General features: G+C 46.3%; 17 protein-coding genes and 2 pseudogenes. 3 read left to right on the plus strand and 16 right to left on the minus strand.

From position 1 onward, the window contains the following. Positions 1 to 70 precede the first annotated feature (70 nt). The gene (locus tag HNP82_RS05940) at positions 71 to 937 is read left to right on the plus strand and encodes an MBL fold metallo-hydrolase (protein ID WP_183772481.1); all 867 of its coding nucleotides are present in this window, start codon (positions 71 to 73) and stop codon (positions 935 to 937) included. Between the two features lie 39 nt (positions 938 to 976). Further along, on the plus strand, positions 977 to 2,575 hold the full coding sequence (locus HNP82_RS05945; protein ID WP_183772483.1) for an ABC transporter substrate-binding protein: 1,599 nt from the start codon (positions 977 to 979) through the stop codon (positions 2,573 to 2,575). An 86-nt stretch (positions 2,576 to 2,661) separates the two neighbouring features. Here HNP82_RS05945 and HNP82_RS05950 read toward each other — a convergent pair whose 3' ends face one another. After that, positions 2,662 to 3,099: a C-glycoside deglycosidase beta subunit domain-containing protein gene (locus HNP82_RS05950; RefSeq protein ID WP_183772485.1), complete on the minus strand. Its 438-nt coding sequence runs from the start codon at positions 3,097 to 3,099 to the stop codon at positions 2,662 to 2,664. A 16-nt stretch (positions 3,100 to 3,115) separates the two neighbouring features. After that, positions 3,116 to 4,015 carry a sugar phosphate isomerase/epimerase family protein gene (locus HNP82_RS05955; protein WP_183772487.1) on the minus strand — a complete coding sequence of 300 codons (900 nt, stop codon included), beginning with the start codon at positions 4,013 to 4,015 and terminating at the stop codon, positions 3,116 to 3,118. A gap of 196 nt (positions 4,016 to 4,211) precedes the next feature. Here HNP82_RS05955 and HNP82_RS05960 point away from each other — a divergent pair, with 196 nt between their 5' ends. Further along, positions 4,212 to 4,982 (plus strand): helix-turn-helix domain-containing protein, encoded by a 771-nt coding sequence (locus HNP82_RS05960; RefSeq protein ID WP_183772489.1) that lies wholly within the window; start codon positions 4,212 to 4,214, stop codon positions 4,980 to 4,982. Between the two features lie 49 nt (positions 4,983 to 5,031). Here the strand turns inward: HNP82_RS05960 and HNP82_RS05965 are convergent, their stop codons facing one another. The 14 genes and pseudogenes from HNP82_RS05965 to HNP82_RS06020 all read right to left on the minus strand — a co-directional run bounded on the left by HNP82_RS05965 (position 5,032) and on the right by HNP82_RS06020 (position 14,344). Next, positions 5,032 to 5,673, minus strand: a complete 642-nt coding sequence (locus HNP82_RS05965) for a sugar O-acetyltransferase (RefSeq protein ID WP_183772491.1) — start codon at positions 5,671 to 5,673, stop codon at positions 5,032 to 5,034. A 101-nt stretch (positions 5,674 to 5,774) separates the two neighbouring features. Next, the gene (gene trpS, locus HNP82_RS05970; RefSeq protein ID WP_183772493.1) at positions 5,775 to 6,866 is read right to left on the minus strand and encodes a tryptophan--tRNA ligase; all 1,092 of its coding nucleotides are present in this window, start codon (positions 6,864 to 6,866) and stop codon (positions 5,775 to 5,777) included. 164 nt (positions 6,867 to 7,030) lie between these two features. After that, positions 7,031 to 7,621, minus strand: a pseudogene (locus HNP82_RS05975) (nuclear transport factor 2 family protein); the annotation flags it as partial. A gap of 21 nt (positions 7,622 to 7,642) precedes the next feature. Next, positions 7,643 to 7,852: a hypothetical protein gene (locus HNP82_RS05980; RefSeq protein WP_183772497.1), complete on the minus strand. Its 210-nt coding sequence runs from the start codon at positions 7,850 to 7,852 to the stop codon at positions 7,643 to 7,645. Positions 7,853 to 7,864: 12 nt separating this feature from the next. Beyond that, complete coding sequence (locus tag HNP82_RS17975) at positions 7,865 to 8,677, minus strand: DUF3502 domain-containing protein (RefSeq protein WP_243164669.1); 813 nt, start codon at positions 8,675 to 8,677, stop codon at positions 7,865 to 7,867. Positions 8,678 to 8,773: 96 nt separating this feature from the next. Continuing rightward, positions 8,774 to 9,328: pseudogene (locus HNP82_RS18180) on the minus strand (family 43 glycosylhydrolase); the annotation flags it as partial. After that, complete coding sequence (locus HNP82_RS18775; RefSeq protein ID WP_408609652.1) at positions 9,237 to 9,719, minus strand: family 43 glycosylhydrolase; 483 nt, start codon at positions 9,717 to 9,719, stop codon at positions 9,237 to 9,239. The gene HNP82_RS18775 and the pseudogene HNP82_RS18180, both read right to left, overlap by 92 nt. Positions 9,720 to 10,057: 338 nt before the next feature. Further along, complete coding sequence (locus HNP82_RS05995; protein ID WP_183772503.1) at positions 10,058 to 11,056, minus strand: nucleotidyl transferase AbiEii/AbiGii toxin family protein; 999 nt, start codon at positions 11,054 to 11,056, stop codon at positions 10,058 to 10,060. Continuing rightward, positions 11,049 to 11,669, minus strand: coding sequence for a DUF6088 family protein (locus tag HNP82_RS06000; RefSeq protein WP_183772505.1), 621 nt, complete (start codon positions 11,667 to 11,669; stop codon positions 11,049 to 11,051). Before HNP82_RS06000 ends, HNP82_RS05995 begins: the two co-directional genes overlap by 8 nt. A gap of 187 nt (positions 11,670 to 11,856) precedes the next feature. After that, a complete protein-coding gene (locus HNP82_RS06005) occupies positions 11,857 to 12,792 on the minus strand; it encodes an SIR2 family NAD-dependent protein deacylase (RefSeq protein ID WP_330599457.1) in 936 nt (311 codons plus the stop codon). Then, positions 12,728 to 13,516 carry a protein-ADP-ribose hydrolase gene (locus HNP82_RS06010; protein WP_183772640.1) on the minus strand — a complete coding sequence of 263 codons (789 nt, stop codon included), beginning with the start codon at positions 13,514 to 13,516 and terminating at the stop codon, positions 12,728 to 12,730. The genes HNP82_RS06005 and HNP82_RS06010 overlap by 65 nt, the downstream gene beginning before the upstream one ends. A gap of 4 nt (positions 13,517 to 13,520) precedes the next feature. Continuing rightward, complete coding sequence (locus HNP82_RS18780; RefSeq protein WP_408609653.1) at positions 13,521 to 13,736, minus strand: DUF362 domain-containing protein; 216 nt, start codon at positions 13,734 to 13,736, stop codon at positions 13,521 to 13,523. Beyond that, positions 13,676 to 13,918 carry a hypothetical protein gene (locus tag HNP82_RS18785; RefSeq protein ID WP_330599459.1) on the minus strand — a complete coding sequence of 81 codons (243 nt, stop codon included), beginning with the start codon at positions 13,916 to 13,918 and terminating at the stop codon, positions 13,676 to 13,678. The genes HNP82_RS18780 and HNP82_RS18785 overlap by 61 nt, the downstream gene beginning before the upstream one ends. A gap of 162 nt (positions 13,919 to 14,080) precedes the next feature. Then, positions 14,081 to 14,344, minus strand: coding sequence for an ECF transporter S component (locus HNP82_RS06020; protein ID WP_330599460.1), 264 nt, complete (start codon positions 14,342 to 14,344; stop codon positions 14,081 to 14,083). Positions 14,345 to 14,391 lie beyond the last annotated feature (47 nt).

Below are 14,391 nucleotides of genomic sequence, written 5' to 3' on the forward strand. Positions count from 1 at the left end.
TCAAAACAACAAAAATTTACTTATAATTTCATTATCAGTTTAATTGAAAGACAGCCAGGGAGGTGTTATTTTGGCGCTGAGAAAAGATTTTTACCAGATCATTGATGAAGGTCATGGAATCTACCGGATTTTCAGTCTGGAAGGGGTTTATATGGAACTATTTACCGGAACAGACCGGGCTCTCCTTCTGGATACCGGCGTCGGCCTAGGTGATCTTGTGTCCGCTGTACGCTCTGTCACACAGCTTCCGCTGACCATCGTCAACACCCACGGACACTATGACCATGCCAACGGAAATGACCAGTTTACCAACGTTCCCATCTATATGCATCCTGATGACTGGGAAGTGTACAGCTTTTACAGCAGGCCCGAAAACAGGGAACACACATTGAACTGTTCCAGGCACACAAAAAAAGGCTGGAACAGCCCGGATTATATCAATATTGTCCCCGATGATATGGCAGACGAAGATTATATTCATATCCGCCCCGTTTCCCTTTTGCCTTTACATGAAGGGGAGATTTTTGATCTTGGAGGAATCACTCTGGAAACGATCCATGTTCCGGGGCACACAAAGGGAAGCTGCGCCCTTCTTCACAGGGAAACCGGGGATCTTTATATCGGCGACGCAGCCAACTCACATCTTGTTTTGTCCGTTTTTGCCGCTCCCATCCAGGAATATAAAAACACACTGGAAAAGCTAAAAAAAATTAATTTTGTCAGAATGCGCCCCAGCCACGAAAAAGACTGGCTGGATAAAAGTGTCCTTGACGATTATCTGGACTGCATCTCAAATCCGGATCCGGACAACTTCGTTGAAGCGTCCTCACCGGCAAGGCCCGGTGATACCGATTATATGTACATTCGCCGGGGATATACTATTTCGGACACAAAAAAACCCGGATTTGCCAGCTTCATTGTAAAAGAAAAAATCTGAAATCTGTAAACACAGCACACAAAAGGGAGGATTTAATTTATGAAACGTTTTTTTACAGGCTTTATGGCCGCCGCTCTCATCGTCAGCACCTTTGCCGGATGCGGCAATTCTGAATCATCCCAGGGGCAGGGAAGTTCTTCCGAGGCCACCGGCACATCAGCCCCGTCATCATCTGCCGATGAAAGCGGACAGGCAGACAACGGCGCCGATGAAGATATCGCCCAGATCAATATCCTTTTCTGGACCCTGAATACTGTTCCCGGAGATATTGACATGGTGGAAGAAGCCATCAATGAGATTACACGGGAGAAGATCAACACCGAGATCAATCTTGAGATCGTTGACATGGGCAGCTATGCCCAGCAGGTCAACCTGAGAGTATCCAGCAATGAAAAACTGGATCTTATGGTCACCCTTCCCGGAGATTCAGCCCACTTTAACTCTATGACCTCCCAGAACCAGCTTATGGGTATCAGCGATCTTCTCACCGAGTACGCGCCGGAACTTCTGGAAACAGTTCCTGAGGAATGGCTCTCAGGAACGACCATCGACGGAGAAATCTATTCCGTCACATCCTATGGAGACAAAGCAACGCCTTTGTGCTTTGTGTGCCGTACAGATATTCTGGAACAGACCGGCATTGACCCGGAAAGCATCCAGACTGCCGATGATTTTACCCAGCTTTTTGCAAAAGTCAAAGAAGTGGCGCCGGATATGATTCCGCTCTGCGGTGGAAACAGAGGATTTCTGACAGCGCCCTATATGATCGACGCCGATGGAAATTTCTTTTCCTATGAAGCTCTGGGCGAAGGAAATAATTCCATCATTTCTATTCTGCCGGGGAATGGCTCCACCATCACCAACAGATATGAGACAGACGCTTACAAAGCAACCACTGACTGGGCCCACTCATGGTATGAGGCCGGATATATCGACCGGGATCTGGCCAACAAGGATGACACAGCGGAGTCTGTGATCCAGGCCAACCGGGGCTTTGGGTACTTTAAACTGATCGGCGGAGGTTCCCTTGGCGCGGCCTCTGTCAGCCAATCTGTAGGCTACGATATGACCGTCATTGAGCTTTGCGAATCGGTCATTGATACACTCCTGATCCGTAAATTTACATGGGCAGTTCCCCAGGCCGCTACCGAACCTGAAGCTGCCGTTAAATTCCTGAATCTTTTGTACACAGATGAGGAAATCGTCAACCTGATCACATGGGGAATCGAAGGCGTTCATTATCAGACTCTTGAAGATGGAACCATTGATTTCCTGGAAGGCCAGGACGCCTCCACCTGCGGATATTACCTGGGCGATGTCACATCCATTTTAGGAAATGGCTTCCTTGCCAAAGTCAGAGCCGGACAGCCTGCCAATTACCGAGAAGAATGTCTGAAGCTTAATCAGGAAGCTACTGTATCCGAATTTCTTGGGTTTGGTATTGATAATACTTCCGTTGAAAATACTCTGACAGCTCTGACCAACGTCATTAATGAAATGCGTCCGTCTTTCTCCAGCGGAATTGAGGGAAGCGATCAGTTGGACGGTTTCATTGAGAAACTCAAAGCCGCTGACGTAGATTCCTATGTAGCCACCATGCAGGAACAGCTTGACGCATGGCTTGAAAGCAACCGATAATACCCTGCTTATCGCAAATCTTTTTTTCATTACCTCCGAAAAAATCCCCCGCGCAATATACCGCGCGGGGGATTTGCATTAATTTTTTACCGGCACAGAAGCATTCGTCTCTCATGATCTGTATCAAACATATGGGCCATATTGCCAAGGCCGCTGCCGTCCGGCTCCGCCTCAAGGGCGCCGTTATAATTTAATACCCAGCCGAACTGAAGGCTCACATCATGATAACCGACAGACAGGCCGCCTTTCTTTTTGATCTTATAAATAAGCGGTGTTCTGAACTGCCAGTATTTTTTAAGATCAAACATTTCTTCTCTTGTATATTCCAGGCCGTCGTACTCAAAAATGATATCGTCGCGGTCGAAAACTTCCCCGTCAACGACTACATTTCCGAAACGGCACTGGGTAAACCAGTATCCTTTATAGTATTTGGGGACAAAGCGGAACTCAAATCCGTCGATTTCCCCATTTTCATCATATGTATTATGAAATCCCCGCTGCTGGATCGGCTGAAATTCTACCATTATGTAAACCTCCTTTTTAATATCCTAAAATGTTGCGCAGCATAATCTGATGGCGGCGCACTTGCTCCGGAATCTCCACCATCGCCTGGGCGAATTTTTCCGGGCTTTCCTCCGCATGGAAACGGATCGGGCACTCGCACTCGGAGAGAAGATCGCCGCTCCATCCATTGTCGATCATATACTGGATAACTTCCGGATAAGGGATGGTTTCCTCCTCAAAGTTCTCATTGACATAATTGAACTTTGCATGGCAAACCCAACTGTAAGGCAGGAAATCAACAATCTCTTCCGGTTTGGTCACATCGGAAAAATCCATTTCCCGGCCGCCTTTAGCCGCTCTGTACTGGAATGTGCCGAAATCAATATTGAAGCCAAAATGCTCTGTCTTCGTGCGATGGATAAAATCCAGATATTCATCCCGGATATGAGGGGTGTGGAGGGTTGTTGGGAGATGAACCTCATTCTGCATGCGCACATTGTACTTTTCAGCATAAGGCAGAGCCTTCTCAATGTAATTCTGCCATCCCGGTTCCGGATCGCACAGTTCATTGACACATGTAATCTTTGTTCTCAGAGCCTTAAATCCAAGAAGATTTGCCAGACGGAAATCCTGCTTCAGTTCTTCCACAACTTCATCATCGGTCATCCCGGGACCGCGGTGAAGATGGTTTTCTGCCCAGTGGCCAAGCTCGGACGGCTGAAGATTATATTTCTCGCACAGTCTCCAGTATTTGTCCACCCATTCCGGCGTGGGATTGGGATAATTGGGGATATAGCTTGTGAGGAACTCAAAGCATGTGGCCCCTGTATCATACATTTCCAGAAAAGCATCTTCCAAAGTCATTGTTTTTCCCAAAAGATTGTGATAACTGTACAGACAGATCCCTCTTCTGGGATGTCCTTTTTCAGTACTCATAAAAAACTACCTCCTGTTATTCCATAAAAGTCCCATTGCCGAAAACGTCTCATTACGGCGTTTTTACGGTAATTTCTTCATCCGTCAGATCTTTATCGGATAAATTTATTATATTGAAAGCTCCTGTTTTATTCCATACATGATATAATGATAAAAATGGACAAAATTACGATTTTGATCATTGGAGGTAAAAGATATGGATTTTTTAGTGATGAGCAAAGAAGAAAAATTTTACGATTATCCGCCCCATCATCATGATTTCTGGGAGGTGATCATTAATATTGAAGGCTCCGGCACGGCGACTATCGACGATAAAACCTATCCCTTCCGCCCGGGAACGATCTTTTGTATTCATCCTGGCATTACCCACCGAAAAACCTCCCCGGAAGGCTATGTAGACGGCAGCGTTTTGATCGGGGATTTCTGCTTCAAGGAAGACACCGCGCCAGTCCTTGTCTTTCAGGATGACGACCGCCAGTCCTTTTACTCTTTATTTAAGCTGGCCTACGCCTTCCCCATAAACCCCGCCACCGATGTATACGCGGAACGTTTTTTGCGCTCCATTGTGGACGCCATGCAAAATCTTCTTTCCCACTGGCGCAACGCTACCGGAAAAAACGCCCACGTCCTCCGCGTCCAGAAAATTCTTGCCGACCATGTGGCCGATACGGATTTTGATATTAATGAGGCCATCCGCTCCACACCATACTCCTCCAATTATTTCAGAGCCTTATTTAAAGAACAGTGCGGCTGTTCCCCGCTCCACTACTATCATGAACTGAAAGTCCAGTTTGCCAAAGAACAGATCCTTCAGTACAAAAGTATTTTATCCATCAGCGAGATTGCCCAAAGCTGCGGCTTTGACGACCCTTACTATTTTTCCAGAGTTTTTAAAAAAATCGCCGGCGTCAGTCCTATGGAATTTTATAAGAAAAGCCGGGAGCAAATCCCCCGGCCTACAATTTAGTTATATTATTTTCTATCTGTGGCCCGGCCCTTGGCCGGGAGATCTGTTTTTAATCTACCAGCGTATTATCCGCCAGAATTTCCGGCTTATATTTCATGCTGTCCGCCTCTGTCAGCTCACGGATAACCCGGCATGGCACCCCTGCGGCAAAGGTTCCGGCGGGAATATTCCGGGTTACAACACTTCCTGCGCCAATAACGCAGTCCTCCCCGATGGTCACTCCCGGACAGATCACCACATTTGCCGAGATCCAGCAGTTCTTTCCGATAACTACCGGTTTTGCGTAGCACAGCCCTTTGATAGAGCCATCAGCAGTTTTAATGCGGTGGCGCTCATTGGACAGCATAGGGTGTACCGGCGTTACAATGGTTACATTGGGGCCAAAGGCACAGCCCTCCCCGATAGTCACATGGGCGTCATCCTGAATGGTAAGATTATAGTTAAAAAAGCACTGTTTTCCAATACTTGTGTGACATCCATAGTGGAAAAATACCGGTCCCTGGATAAAAACCGATTCCCCCAGCTCCCCTACAAGCTCTTTTAAGATGGCCGCCCGCCGCTCCACTTCATCCTCGCGGGTGCTGCTGTATTCCTGGCTCAGATTGTGGGATTTCAGCTTTAACGCTTTCAGTTCCGGATCTCCGGGACAAAACAGCACGCCGTCATTAATCTTCTTCTCCTCGCTTGTCATAGTCATCCTCCTCCCAAAATGTCACAGTGCCCGGCATAGCATAGATCCAGGCGCCGTTCAGACGCTTTGCGCCTGCGCCTGCAAATATTTGATATTGGTAATTATTTTCCTTCTCTGTATTTCTGCGCCTGCTCCTCAATAAGTTCACGATCTTCAAAATAATTGATCTTCATGGCGCGTTTTACCTCGGCAAGAGTTACCGCAGCTACAGATTCCGCCTTTTTGCTGCCTTCCTCAAGAATCCGGTACACGCCGGGGATGTCCTGCTCAAACTGGCGTCTTCTCTGGCGGATCGGCTCCAGCTCATCCTGAAGGACGTTGTTGAGGAATTTCTTGACTTTCACATCTCCAAGACCGCCTCTGGTGTAATGGGCCTTCAGCTCATCCAGGTTCTTGTAGTCGGGGAGGTATTTTTCAAAATGCCCATCCTGGCAAAAAGCATCCAGGTAAGTAAATACAGGATTTCCTTCCACCTGCCCCGGATCTTCAACTTTCAAATGATTGGGATCGGTGAACATGGACATTACTTTCTTGCGCACATCCTCAGCGCTGTCGGAAAGATAAATACAGTTGTTTAAAGATTTGCTCATCTTCGCCTTGCCGTCAATGCCAGGAAGACGCAGGCACGCTTTGTTGTCCGGCAAAAGCACCTGGGGCTCCACAAGAGTTTCCCCATAAACCGCGTTAAACTTATGGACAATTTCTTTTGTCTGCTCGATCATTGGGAGCTGATCCTCACCTACAGGCACCGTTGTTGCCTTAAAGGCTGTAATATCGGATGCCTGGCTGATAGGATAGGTGAAAAATCCCACCGGGATGCTGGCCTCAAAATTACGCATCTGGATTTCTGATTTTACTGTGGGATTGCGCTGAAGTCTGGACACTGTTACAAGGTTCATATAATAAAAGCTCAGCTCGGTCAGCTCCGGCACCTGAGACTGGATAAACATTGTACACTTTTCCGGGTCCAGCCCGCAGGAAAGATAGTCCAGCGCAACTTCAATAATATTCTGGCGCACCTTTTCAGGATTATCCGCGTTATCCGTCAATGCCTGAGCATCGGCGATCATAATAAATACATCATCATATTCGCCGGAATTTTGCAATTCCACACGGCGTTTCAGCGAACCGACATAGTGTCCCACATGAAGTTTCCCCGTCGGCCGGTCGCCTGTCAAAATGATCTTCTTCATTACTAATATTTCCTCCTTCTAAAGACCTGTCTGCCCAGGACAGACTCTCTAGGAACAAGTATATCATACTAACGCGGTAAACTGCAATGACAGTTTTAAAGAGGACGAAGTAACAGTCCAGCCATCAGGAATGAGAAGGCTGGACTGTTACCGGCTAAACACTGTTAATATTCAAAAGTTTCTTCAAAATGGGTATAGGGTTCGGGCAAAGGCGGAGCCAGAACTGACAGGGATGTTCTTCCATCATATATCCACGTAAAAGTACTTGGCCTGTCCGGTTCAGGAAAATACTTGATCTCTCCATTATTCCCGGCATATTGGATCGTCTTCTCCGGCTTACCTTTATTCCCGGATTTTTCTTTTACCAGGCGCATATTATATGTTACCCAGTTTTCATCAAAGGGTGTTCTCAGAAGTTCATAATTATGGAAATGCCAGAATTTCCATGTGCCATCCTCTTTTATAAAGTCCACGCCATAACGTGACCAAACCCAGTGTGCCCACACACGGCACCCGTCAAAAATACCTTCGCAATAGAAATTTTCAGGCGCGTTGTTGTCCTGGGCAGGGCCATGTCCGGATTCGGTTCCTGAAAGCAGCCACACTCCCTTTGCCGTTTTTCCATCTGCGGCCACTTCCAGAACTTCATTACTCAAAGAGTGAAAAATCCATTTTCCCGGAGGATTTGGACGTCCTCTGTGATAATCGGTAACATTTTTATAACCCTCATACACACCCACATTTCCATACTCCGCATGTACGTCCTCTCTTTTCGCTCAGAGCTCTATAATTTCCTCGTCTCTGAAAGCCGCGTGAAGAAGCATATACTTTGACATCAGATTAGAAATCTCATTTCTATCTTTCAATAAAACAGAGGCTTTTTCCAGTTGATCACACCTTTGTGAAAGTCTGGCGTTATCTTGGGACAGCAGCCGGTTATTTTGCTCCAGAATTTCCAGACGATGGATAATTTTTTCTAACTCCAATTATTTCCCCTCCTACTGATTCTGCGCTTTCCATTCATCATACTGCTGCTGGCAGGATTGAAGAATCTCAGGCATACCTCCATTTTCCAACTTTTCAAGAAATGCAGGCAATTCTGTTTCCGGATCCAATACTCCTGAAATCAAACCATTCCGATATTCTTCAATAATATTATTGATGGAAGTCAGCTCATTCTCAAATAAAGATGTATCCACGGTAAAGCCAATGGCCGGTGAATACAAGGCGTTTTCCTGTTTTTCCAAAGCAATCTGCCGGGAATCGGGATCATTTCCTTCCCATACACGGGAAAGGAACTGATTTCCAAAAATCCATGTTGCGTTCAGATAATATCCGCTGTTTGAACTGTCTACGCCTTCAGGAAATCCAATTGTGCCATCCGGTTTTTCCTCCCAGTGTACACCTTCAATTCCAAAATTCATTAAGTTAATGACGTCTTCATCCGTAAATAAAAGGTTAATAAATTTCATAGCATGGTCTTTTCGGGTTAATACAAATTCATAATGTACAAAAGGCGTATGCGCAATGGCGATGCCTGCCTCGCCAAATTTATCTGGTACATAATCCATAAGAATTTCTGCACGAAATTCAAAATTATCAATTCTTCTCCCAATAAATGCCGGCGTATCTTTATCATCTAATGTAAACTTATTTCCATAAAGTGTCAACCAGCCGGTACGTTCATCCATTGAATATCCGTCAAAAAATTTTCTAAAAAAATTCCATTCCCATCCCAGAGGTTTACCGTCAAAAAGAGTACGAACCGAAGAATTGCCATAAATGTCCACGCCTCCGTTTTTACAGCACATATCCGGAGAAGTTTCTGTCTTTCCTTCACCTGCCGATGTTTGTATATCTATATGAAGGCCCGGAGCTTTATTTTTATTAACTACCGGCCATCCGTCAATCCATTCTAAAGGAGCAATCCCTGTCTCCCTCCCCATATGATGATAATAAGCTTCGGTCAGCCTGTGACCTAAAAATACAATCCACCATGTGCCATCATGAGCCTGCACAATATCTCCATGTCCAAGCCCCGCAAAGTCTGGATTATGCTCTCTGACTGCTGTTAATATAGGGTTATGGGGACATGGCTCAAAAGGCCCCCATATGGATCTGGAACGGGCAATACACGACATATGGCAAAACTCTGTACCGCCTTCCGCAGTCAGCAGATAATACCAGTCTCCCAGTTTATACATATGGGGGCCCTCAGCAAATCGTCCGCCGCATCCCGAAGAAATCTTTTTGCTTTCAGTCAGAAGTTCGCCTGTATCCGGACAAATCTGCGCCTGAAATATTCCGTTTCCCTCAGAACCATCTGATCTTTCTGACGGCATAGTACTTATAAAATATGCCGTGCCATCATCATCCCAAAATAACGACGGATCTATTCCCCCCTGAGCAATCCAGCGCGGTTCTGACCAGGGGCCTTCCGGAGATTTGGACATAATAACAAAATTTCCGCTGCCCCCCCGGTTTCATAACGCCGTCTCTGGACACATTTGTTGATACGAGATAAAACATACCGTTGTGGTACCGTAATGTTGGCGCAAAGATCCCGCCGTTATATTGACATCCGGGAAATTCCATCTGTTCTGGCCGGTGAAGACAATGCCCGACCTGACGCCAATGAATTAAATCTCTGCTGTGAAATATTGGCAGTCCGGGCAAAAATTCAAATGAACTGGTCACCAGATAATAATCCTTATCGACACGGCATATACTTGGGTCCGGGTGAAATCCTGGAATAATAGGGTTTTTAATATGCATAGCCTGATCCTCCCACTTTTTTTCAAACACACATCTCATGAAATCAGGATCTTTTTTAAGTCCTGGCACAGGAGTCATCTCCTATGGGGTATATTATAACAAATCAGGCCATTTATTTTTTGTTCAAAAAAGCATGGTATTGTATATATCAGCACTATCTAAATCAGCCAAACTAAATTGCCATTTTCGTTTAGCCAGACTTTTTTCACGATTCCTGTGTTAATCGCCGGCCCAACTGTTGCCTGTTTGCCTATTTATTTTAATTTTTCCAGTACCGCACCGACATCCCCATCAATGCAAATGGAACGACCGGAAATTATACTTGATAATCGTTGGGGTGTTATCTTTATTGCGTGCCAAAAATAAAGTCATTTAAACTCTGTAAAACAATAATTGGCCTTATTTGCAGCCTTTTTTTATAATGCGTGAATTTCCTTCTCCAGCTCTCCAATGGCTTCCATCATGTTTTCAAAAGAGGGAATCTCCCCATAGAGCATATTCCACATAGAAGAATAATCCTCCTGCAGAGTACCGAGACGGTATGACGGAGGAAGCAACTTTAAAGTGGCAGGAACGGCCTCCGGGTAACGCGCCCATGCCCGCGGATAAAACTTCATCTTGAAATCAACCACTTTCTGCAGCAGATCCAGCCGTTCAAACGCTTTTTCCCTCACAGGCGATTTCGCCATACAGTAAAGGTCATAATAATGGCGGGAATACCGCTGCGGCATGGAAAGATGTTCAGGCCGGTTGGCCTCATGGTGAAGGATCGTCGCCTTTTCCCAGAACGTCCGCTCCGGCGCCACCGTCAGGACAGAAACCTCTTTCTGCCTGAATAATTGTGGGTATTGCTCCGCAGCATACGGTACAATATTCACCAGCTCAGCCGGCGTCCAGGCCGCCAGTGCCCCGATCTCCAATCGAATCACCTGCAAGGTAGAGGCATCGGTAAACAGGTTTGGATAAGCGAAAATCACCGTCTGTTTATCTTCCTCGTCTATGTAAAGATTGGCTGAAAGGCCCAATTCAGCAGAAAGCCCTTCCCGGACCTGCGGGCAGAAGGTTTCTGCCAGGAAGACCTCGGCCTTTCGGTTCGCCTCTTTATTGAAGGCATCCTGCTTGGTGTTCGAGCGTTTTTCCCATGGTTCATTGACACCATACCCCAGGACACGCCAATCCAAAATCAGATCAATATCCTCAGAAAACCGGCTGATAAGGTGATACCCTTTGGATAAGCTGGTCCCGCCCTTAAATGTGACTGCCTTTTTCCACGGAGAGCGGTGGAACAGGTAATCCAGCGTCAGGCATACCCAAAAATCCTTTTCCACAATGGCATCGTGAAGGCCGGTTTTTGCTGCAGTGTTATGAAACAGCTCCCGCCGGTCATCAGCCTGAAGTCTGGCAATCTCAATCATTTTCTCTTCCTCCTTTGCAGATCTCTTTAATCACAGTGTAAATCCAATCCGTTGCTTCGGCCCCTTCTGCAAGAAGTGCAGCCTTTTCATCTTCATTCAGCCTGCGGGAAAGCACCCGTATGGTTTTTTCGTCCACATTTTCTTTTCCCAGGGTCTTTAACGCCTGGATCACCAGGATCGTCATAGGCGACAGGCCCGTGACCTCCTTATTGGTCCGGTGCTTAAATTCAATCTTTGTCTTATCCCATTCATAGGTTTTATAGGGTCCGTCACTGATATAAGACCATACTGCCGTTACCTGAGTAGACAGCCCCAGCATATTCAATGCGGTATCTCCACAGGGAGCGATCGTCCAATGATAACATCTCGCCAATGCTTTGGCAACCGCATCCGGGTCCGCCGCCACATATTCCCCAAGGAGCTTACTGAATTTCGGCTTTTCAAAGACGCCTTTCAAAATACGCCGAAGTGTACCAGCCTGCACAAGCCGGTTCAAGTTTCTGCGTATGGTCTCGCTGTCCGCTACATCCGAAAAATCGGAAACAATAAAAATCGTCCCATCAGGAGCCGCACCAATGCGTTTTTGAATCTCTTTCGCATAACCATATGCCATGCGTATCACCTCCTTTTGTCCCGTTTATTATATATTATTCAGGACAAAAAGCAATAGTCCTGTCCCTTTTCGTAAAGATTTCCCAAAGAAAGACTTCTTCATACATCATGGCAAGACAAAGATTGGTATCTTAGCAACCGACACAAGATGTATCCCGGTAACGAATAGCCAATGAATCTGCTGGTTTTCATTTTAATTTTTTTAATACCTCCCCAACATCCCCATCAATGCAAATGGAACGACCGGAAATTTCTTTCGGCGCGAAAGCGTCCCCCAGATTGACACAGGCATATGTTGCCTTTGGATTATCATAGGTCATCCGCCAGAAGCTATACTTGATAATCGTTGGCGTATTAAATCCAACGGCTGCTTCCAAAAACAAAACTTTCATGTTTTTGTGTCTTCGGATAAACTCTGAATAGCGCCCGGCTGCCTGATGCCAGCCTTCATCCTCCACAAAGGTATCGTCCGCCCGAAGATTCATGCTCATAGGTTTCCCGCATTTAGGACAGTATGGAACCAGCTCTGACGGCACGGTCATTTTAGGCACAGTCCCCTCCGGCAGAGTCAGATCTCCTCGCTCAGAGATCACATAGCCCTGAGCCTCCACCATTTTTTTGATGACCTCTTCATTGTCATATGTGGCCTGATGGCAGGGCACGCTGCACTGAAACAGGCCATAGTCCCCCTGGGTATAAAACATCCGGTGACGGTCAAACGCGGCTTTTTGAAAGCAGTGATCCACGTTGGTCGTCAGGACAAAATAATCTTTGTCCCTTACCAGTTCATAAAGATTCTGATACACCGGCTTCGGCGCGTCCATATACCGGTTAATATAAATATAACGGCTCCAGTAGGCCCAGTGTTCTTCCAGCGTATCAAAGGGATAAAAGCCTCCGGAATACATATCCTGAAACCTGTATTTTTCAATAAAATCATGAAAAGTTTCTTCAAACCGCCGGCCGGTGTAGGTAAATCCGGCGGATGCAGACAGTCCGGCGCCGGCGCCAATGATCACGGCGTCCGCGTTTTCCAGCGCTTCTTTAAGCCTTTCTGTTTCAGATATTTCTGTGGGATTCCAACAGCCGTTCATAGATTTCATAGTCGCTGTCCTTGAAAACATTAAAAACCACCTCCATAGAGTTGTGATGTGTCTGCTGATACTCTTTTACGGTCTCAATGGCGATCTGCGCCGCCAGCTCATTTGGGAAATGAAATTCCCCTGTGGATATACAGCAAAAAGCAATACTTTTTAATTCATAAGATGCCGCCAACTCCAGGCAGGAGCGATAGCAGTCTGCCAGCAGCTTCCGGCTCTCCCCAGTCACCTTCCCGTAAATAATAGGGCCTACTGTGTGCAGGATATAACGGCAGGGAAGATTGTAGGCTTTAGTTATTTTTGCCCGCCCTGTGGGCTCCTCAAAGCCCTGTCTGTCCATGATCCGGGCACACTCAAGGCGGAGCTGTATCCCGGCTGCGGAGTGGATGGCATTATCAATACAGCCGTGACAGGGGACAAAGCAGCCCAGCATCTGACTGTTGGCTGCATTGACAATGGCATCTGCGGCCAGGGTGGTAATATCCCCCTGCCACAGATATATCCCAGGCAGGACCGGCCTCAGATCCTCCAGCCTTGTAATTCCCTTTTTTTCCGTCTCCTCTTTCAAATATTCATCCTGAATCTCCAGAAATTCCCGGCTTATGGGAAGGGGCATACGGATATTCATCAGCGAACGGAGCAGCCGTCTTTTTCCATGACTGTCTGAAGGCACGGCAATAGTTTTATATTCTTCTTTTTCATGAAGTAACTGGTCGATCAAATATTCCAGACGTTCTTCCTGTGTCATCATCTCACCGTCTTTCTACAGCCTTTACAGGACAAATCTCAAAACAATTTCCACAGTGCAGGCAATGTTCCTGACAAATCACCGCCGTTCCCCCGCGGATATCAATACAATTCTGAGGACATTGAGAAACACACCGTTTGCAGCCGGTACACCGGTCAGTCACAAAATAGCCGCTTTTAACCCCAGCCGCTCCACCAAAGGCAAAAGAGGCCCGCTCCACAGGCTTTTTTGAGAGATCAAACCATTCTCCCGTCCCCTCGTAAATTTTAAATACAGCCCGCTCTCATCATAATCCATAATATCAATGGCGCATGTCACCGGCCGCCCTTTAGAATCCACTGTAGCAAAAACTGTGGAGTGAATCTCCTGGACAATATATTTTAAATATTTCTCTGCTTCCATAAGTAAAACCTCCTGTGATTTATCATTCATATTGTAACCTTCATATCCGCCATCTCTGGCGGCTTAACTGCCTACTTTCATATTACTGGTTCTTTTTTCCCTTTAAGAGCGGGGTCAGACGTTTATAAAGGAGCATGGTAATCATGCTGATGGCAATGCCCTTCAGAAGATTAAATGGAAAGGCGTTAAACAGCACCACGTCCAGTTTTGTCCGGATGAATGGAATAAACTCGCCATTGGCCCGTAGGCAAAAGCGCCGATGAGAGCCGGAAGATCCGATAAATCCATCCGGGCGAAAGACGGCGACAAAGGCACAGGGAACTCAAAAAAAGCCAGTACAAAGGCAATTGCAGAAAGTACGGCGATCATTGTAAGCATGTACACGTTCTTAACCGATGTTTTCTTCCGAACTAAATATTTCTCCATAGTCTCTCCTCCTCATAAAATTCTTCACAATCAGTTTTCAGCAGCTC

This window comes from Catenibacillus scindens, assembly GCF_014202115.1.
In the GTDB taxonomy this organism is placed as follows: domain Bacteria; phylum Bacillota; class Clostridia; order Lachnospirales; family Lachnospiraceae; genus Catenibacillus; species Catenibacillus scindens.

Coding starts and splice junctions, on each gene's coding strand:
- HNP82_RS05945 (WP_183772483.1), top strand. CDS start 977: ATGAAACGTTTTTTTACAGGCTTTATGGCCGCCGCTCTCATCGTCAGC.
- HNP82_RS05950 (WP_183772485.1), bottom strand. CDS start 3,099: ATGGTAGAATTTCAGCCGATCCAGCAGCGGGGATTTCATAATACATAT.
- HNP82_RS05955 (WP_183772487.1), bottom strand. CDS start 4,015: ATGAGTACTGAAAAAGGACATCCCAGAAGAGGGATCTGTCTGTACAGT.
- HNP82_RS05960 (WP_183772489.1), top strand. CDS start 4,212: ATGGATTTTTTAGTGATGAGCAAAGAAGAAAAATTTTACGATTATCCG.
- HNP82_RS05965 (WP_183772491.1), bottom strand. CDS start 5,673: ATGACAAGCGAGGAGAAGAAGATTAATGACGGCGTGCTGTTTTGTCCC.
- trpS (WP_183772493.1), bottom strand. CDS start 6,866: ATGAAGAAGATCATTTTGACAGGCGACCGGCCGACGGGGAAACTTCAT.
- HNP82_RS17975 (WP_243164669.1), bottom strand. CDS start 8,677: ATGTGCTGTAAAAACGGAGGCGTGGACATTTATGGCAATTCTTCGGTT.
- HNP82_RS18775 (WP_408609652.1), bottom strand. CDS start 9,719: ATGACTCCTGTGCCAGGACTTAAAAAAGATCCTGATTTCATGAGATGT.
- HNP82_RS05995 (WP_183772503.1), bottom strand. CDS start 11,056: ATGATTGAGATTGCCAGACTTCAGGCTGATGACCGGCGGGAGCTGTTT.
- HNP82_RS06000 (WP_183772505.1), bottom strand. CDS start 11,669: ATGGCATATGGTTATGCGAAAGAGATTCAAAAACGCATTGGTGCGGCT.
- HNP82_RS06005 (WP_330599457.1), bottom strand. CDS start 12,792: ATGTTTTCAAGGACAGCGACTATGAAATCTATGAACGGCTGTTGGAAT.
- HNP82_RS06010 (WP_183772640.1), bottom strand. CDS start 13,516: ATGACACAGGAAGAACGTCTGGAATATTTGATCGACCAGTTACTTCAT.
- HNP82_RS18785 (WP_330599459.1), bottom strand. CDS start 13,918: ATGGAAGCAGAGAAATATTTAAAATATATTGTCCAGGAGATTCACTCC.
- HNP82_RS06020 (WP_330599460.1), bottom strand. CDS start 14,344: ATGGAGAAATATTTAGTTCGGAAGAAAACATCGGTTAAGAACGTGTAC.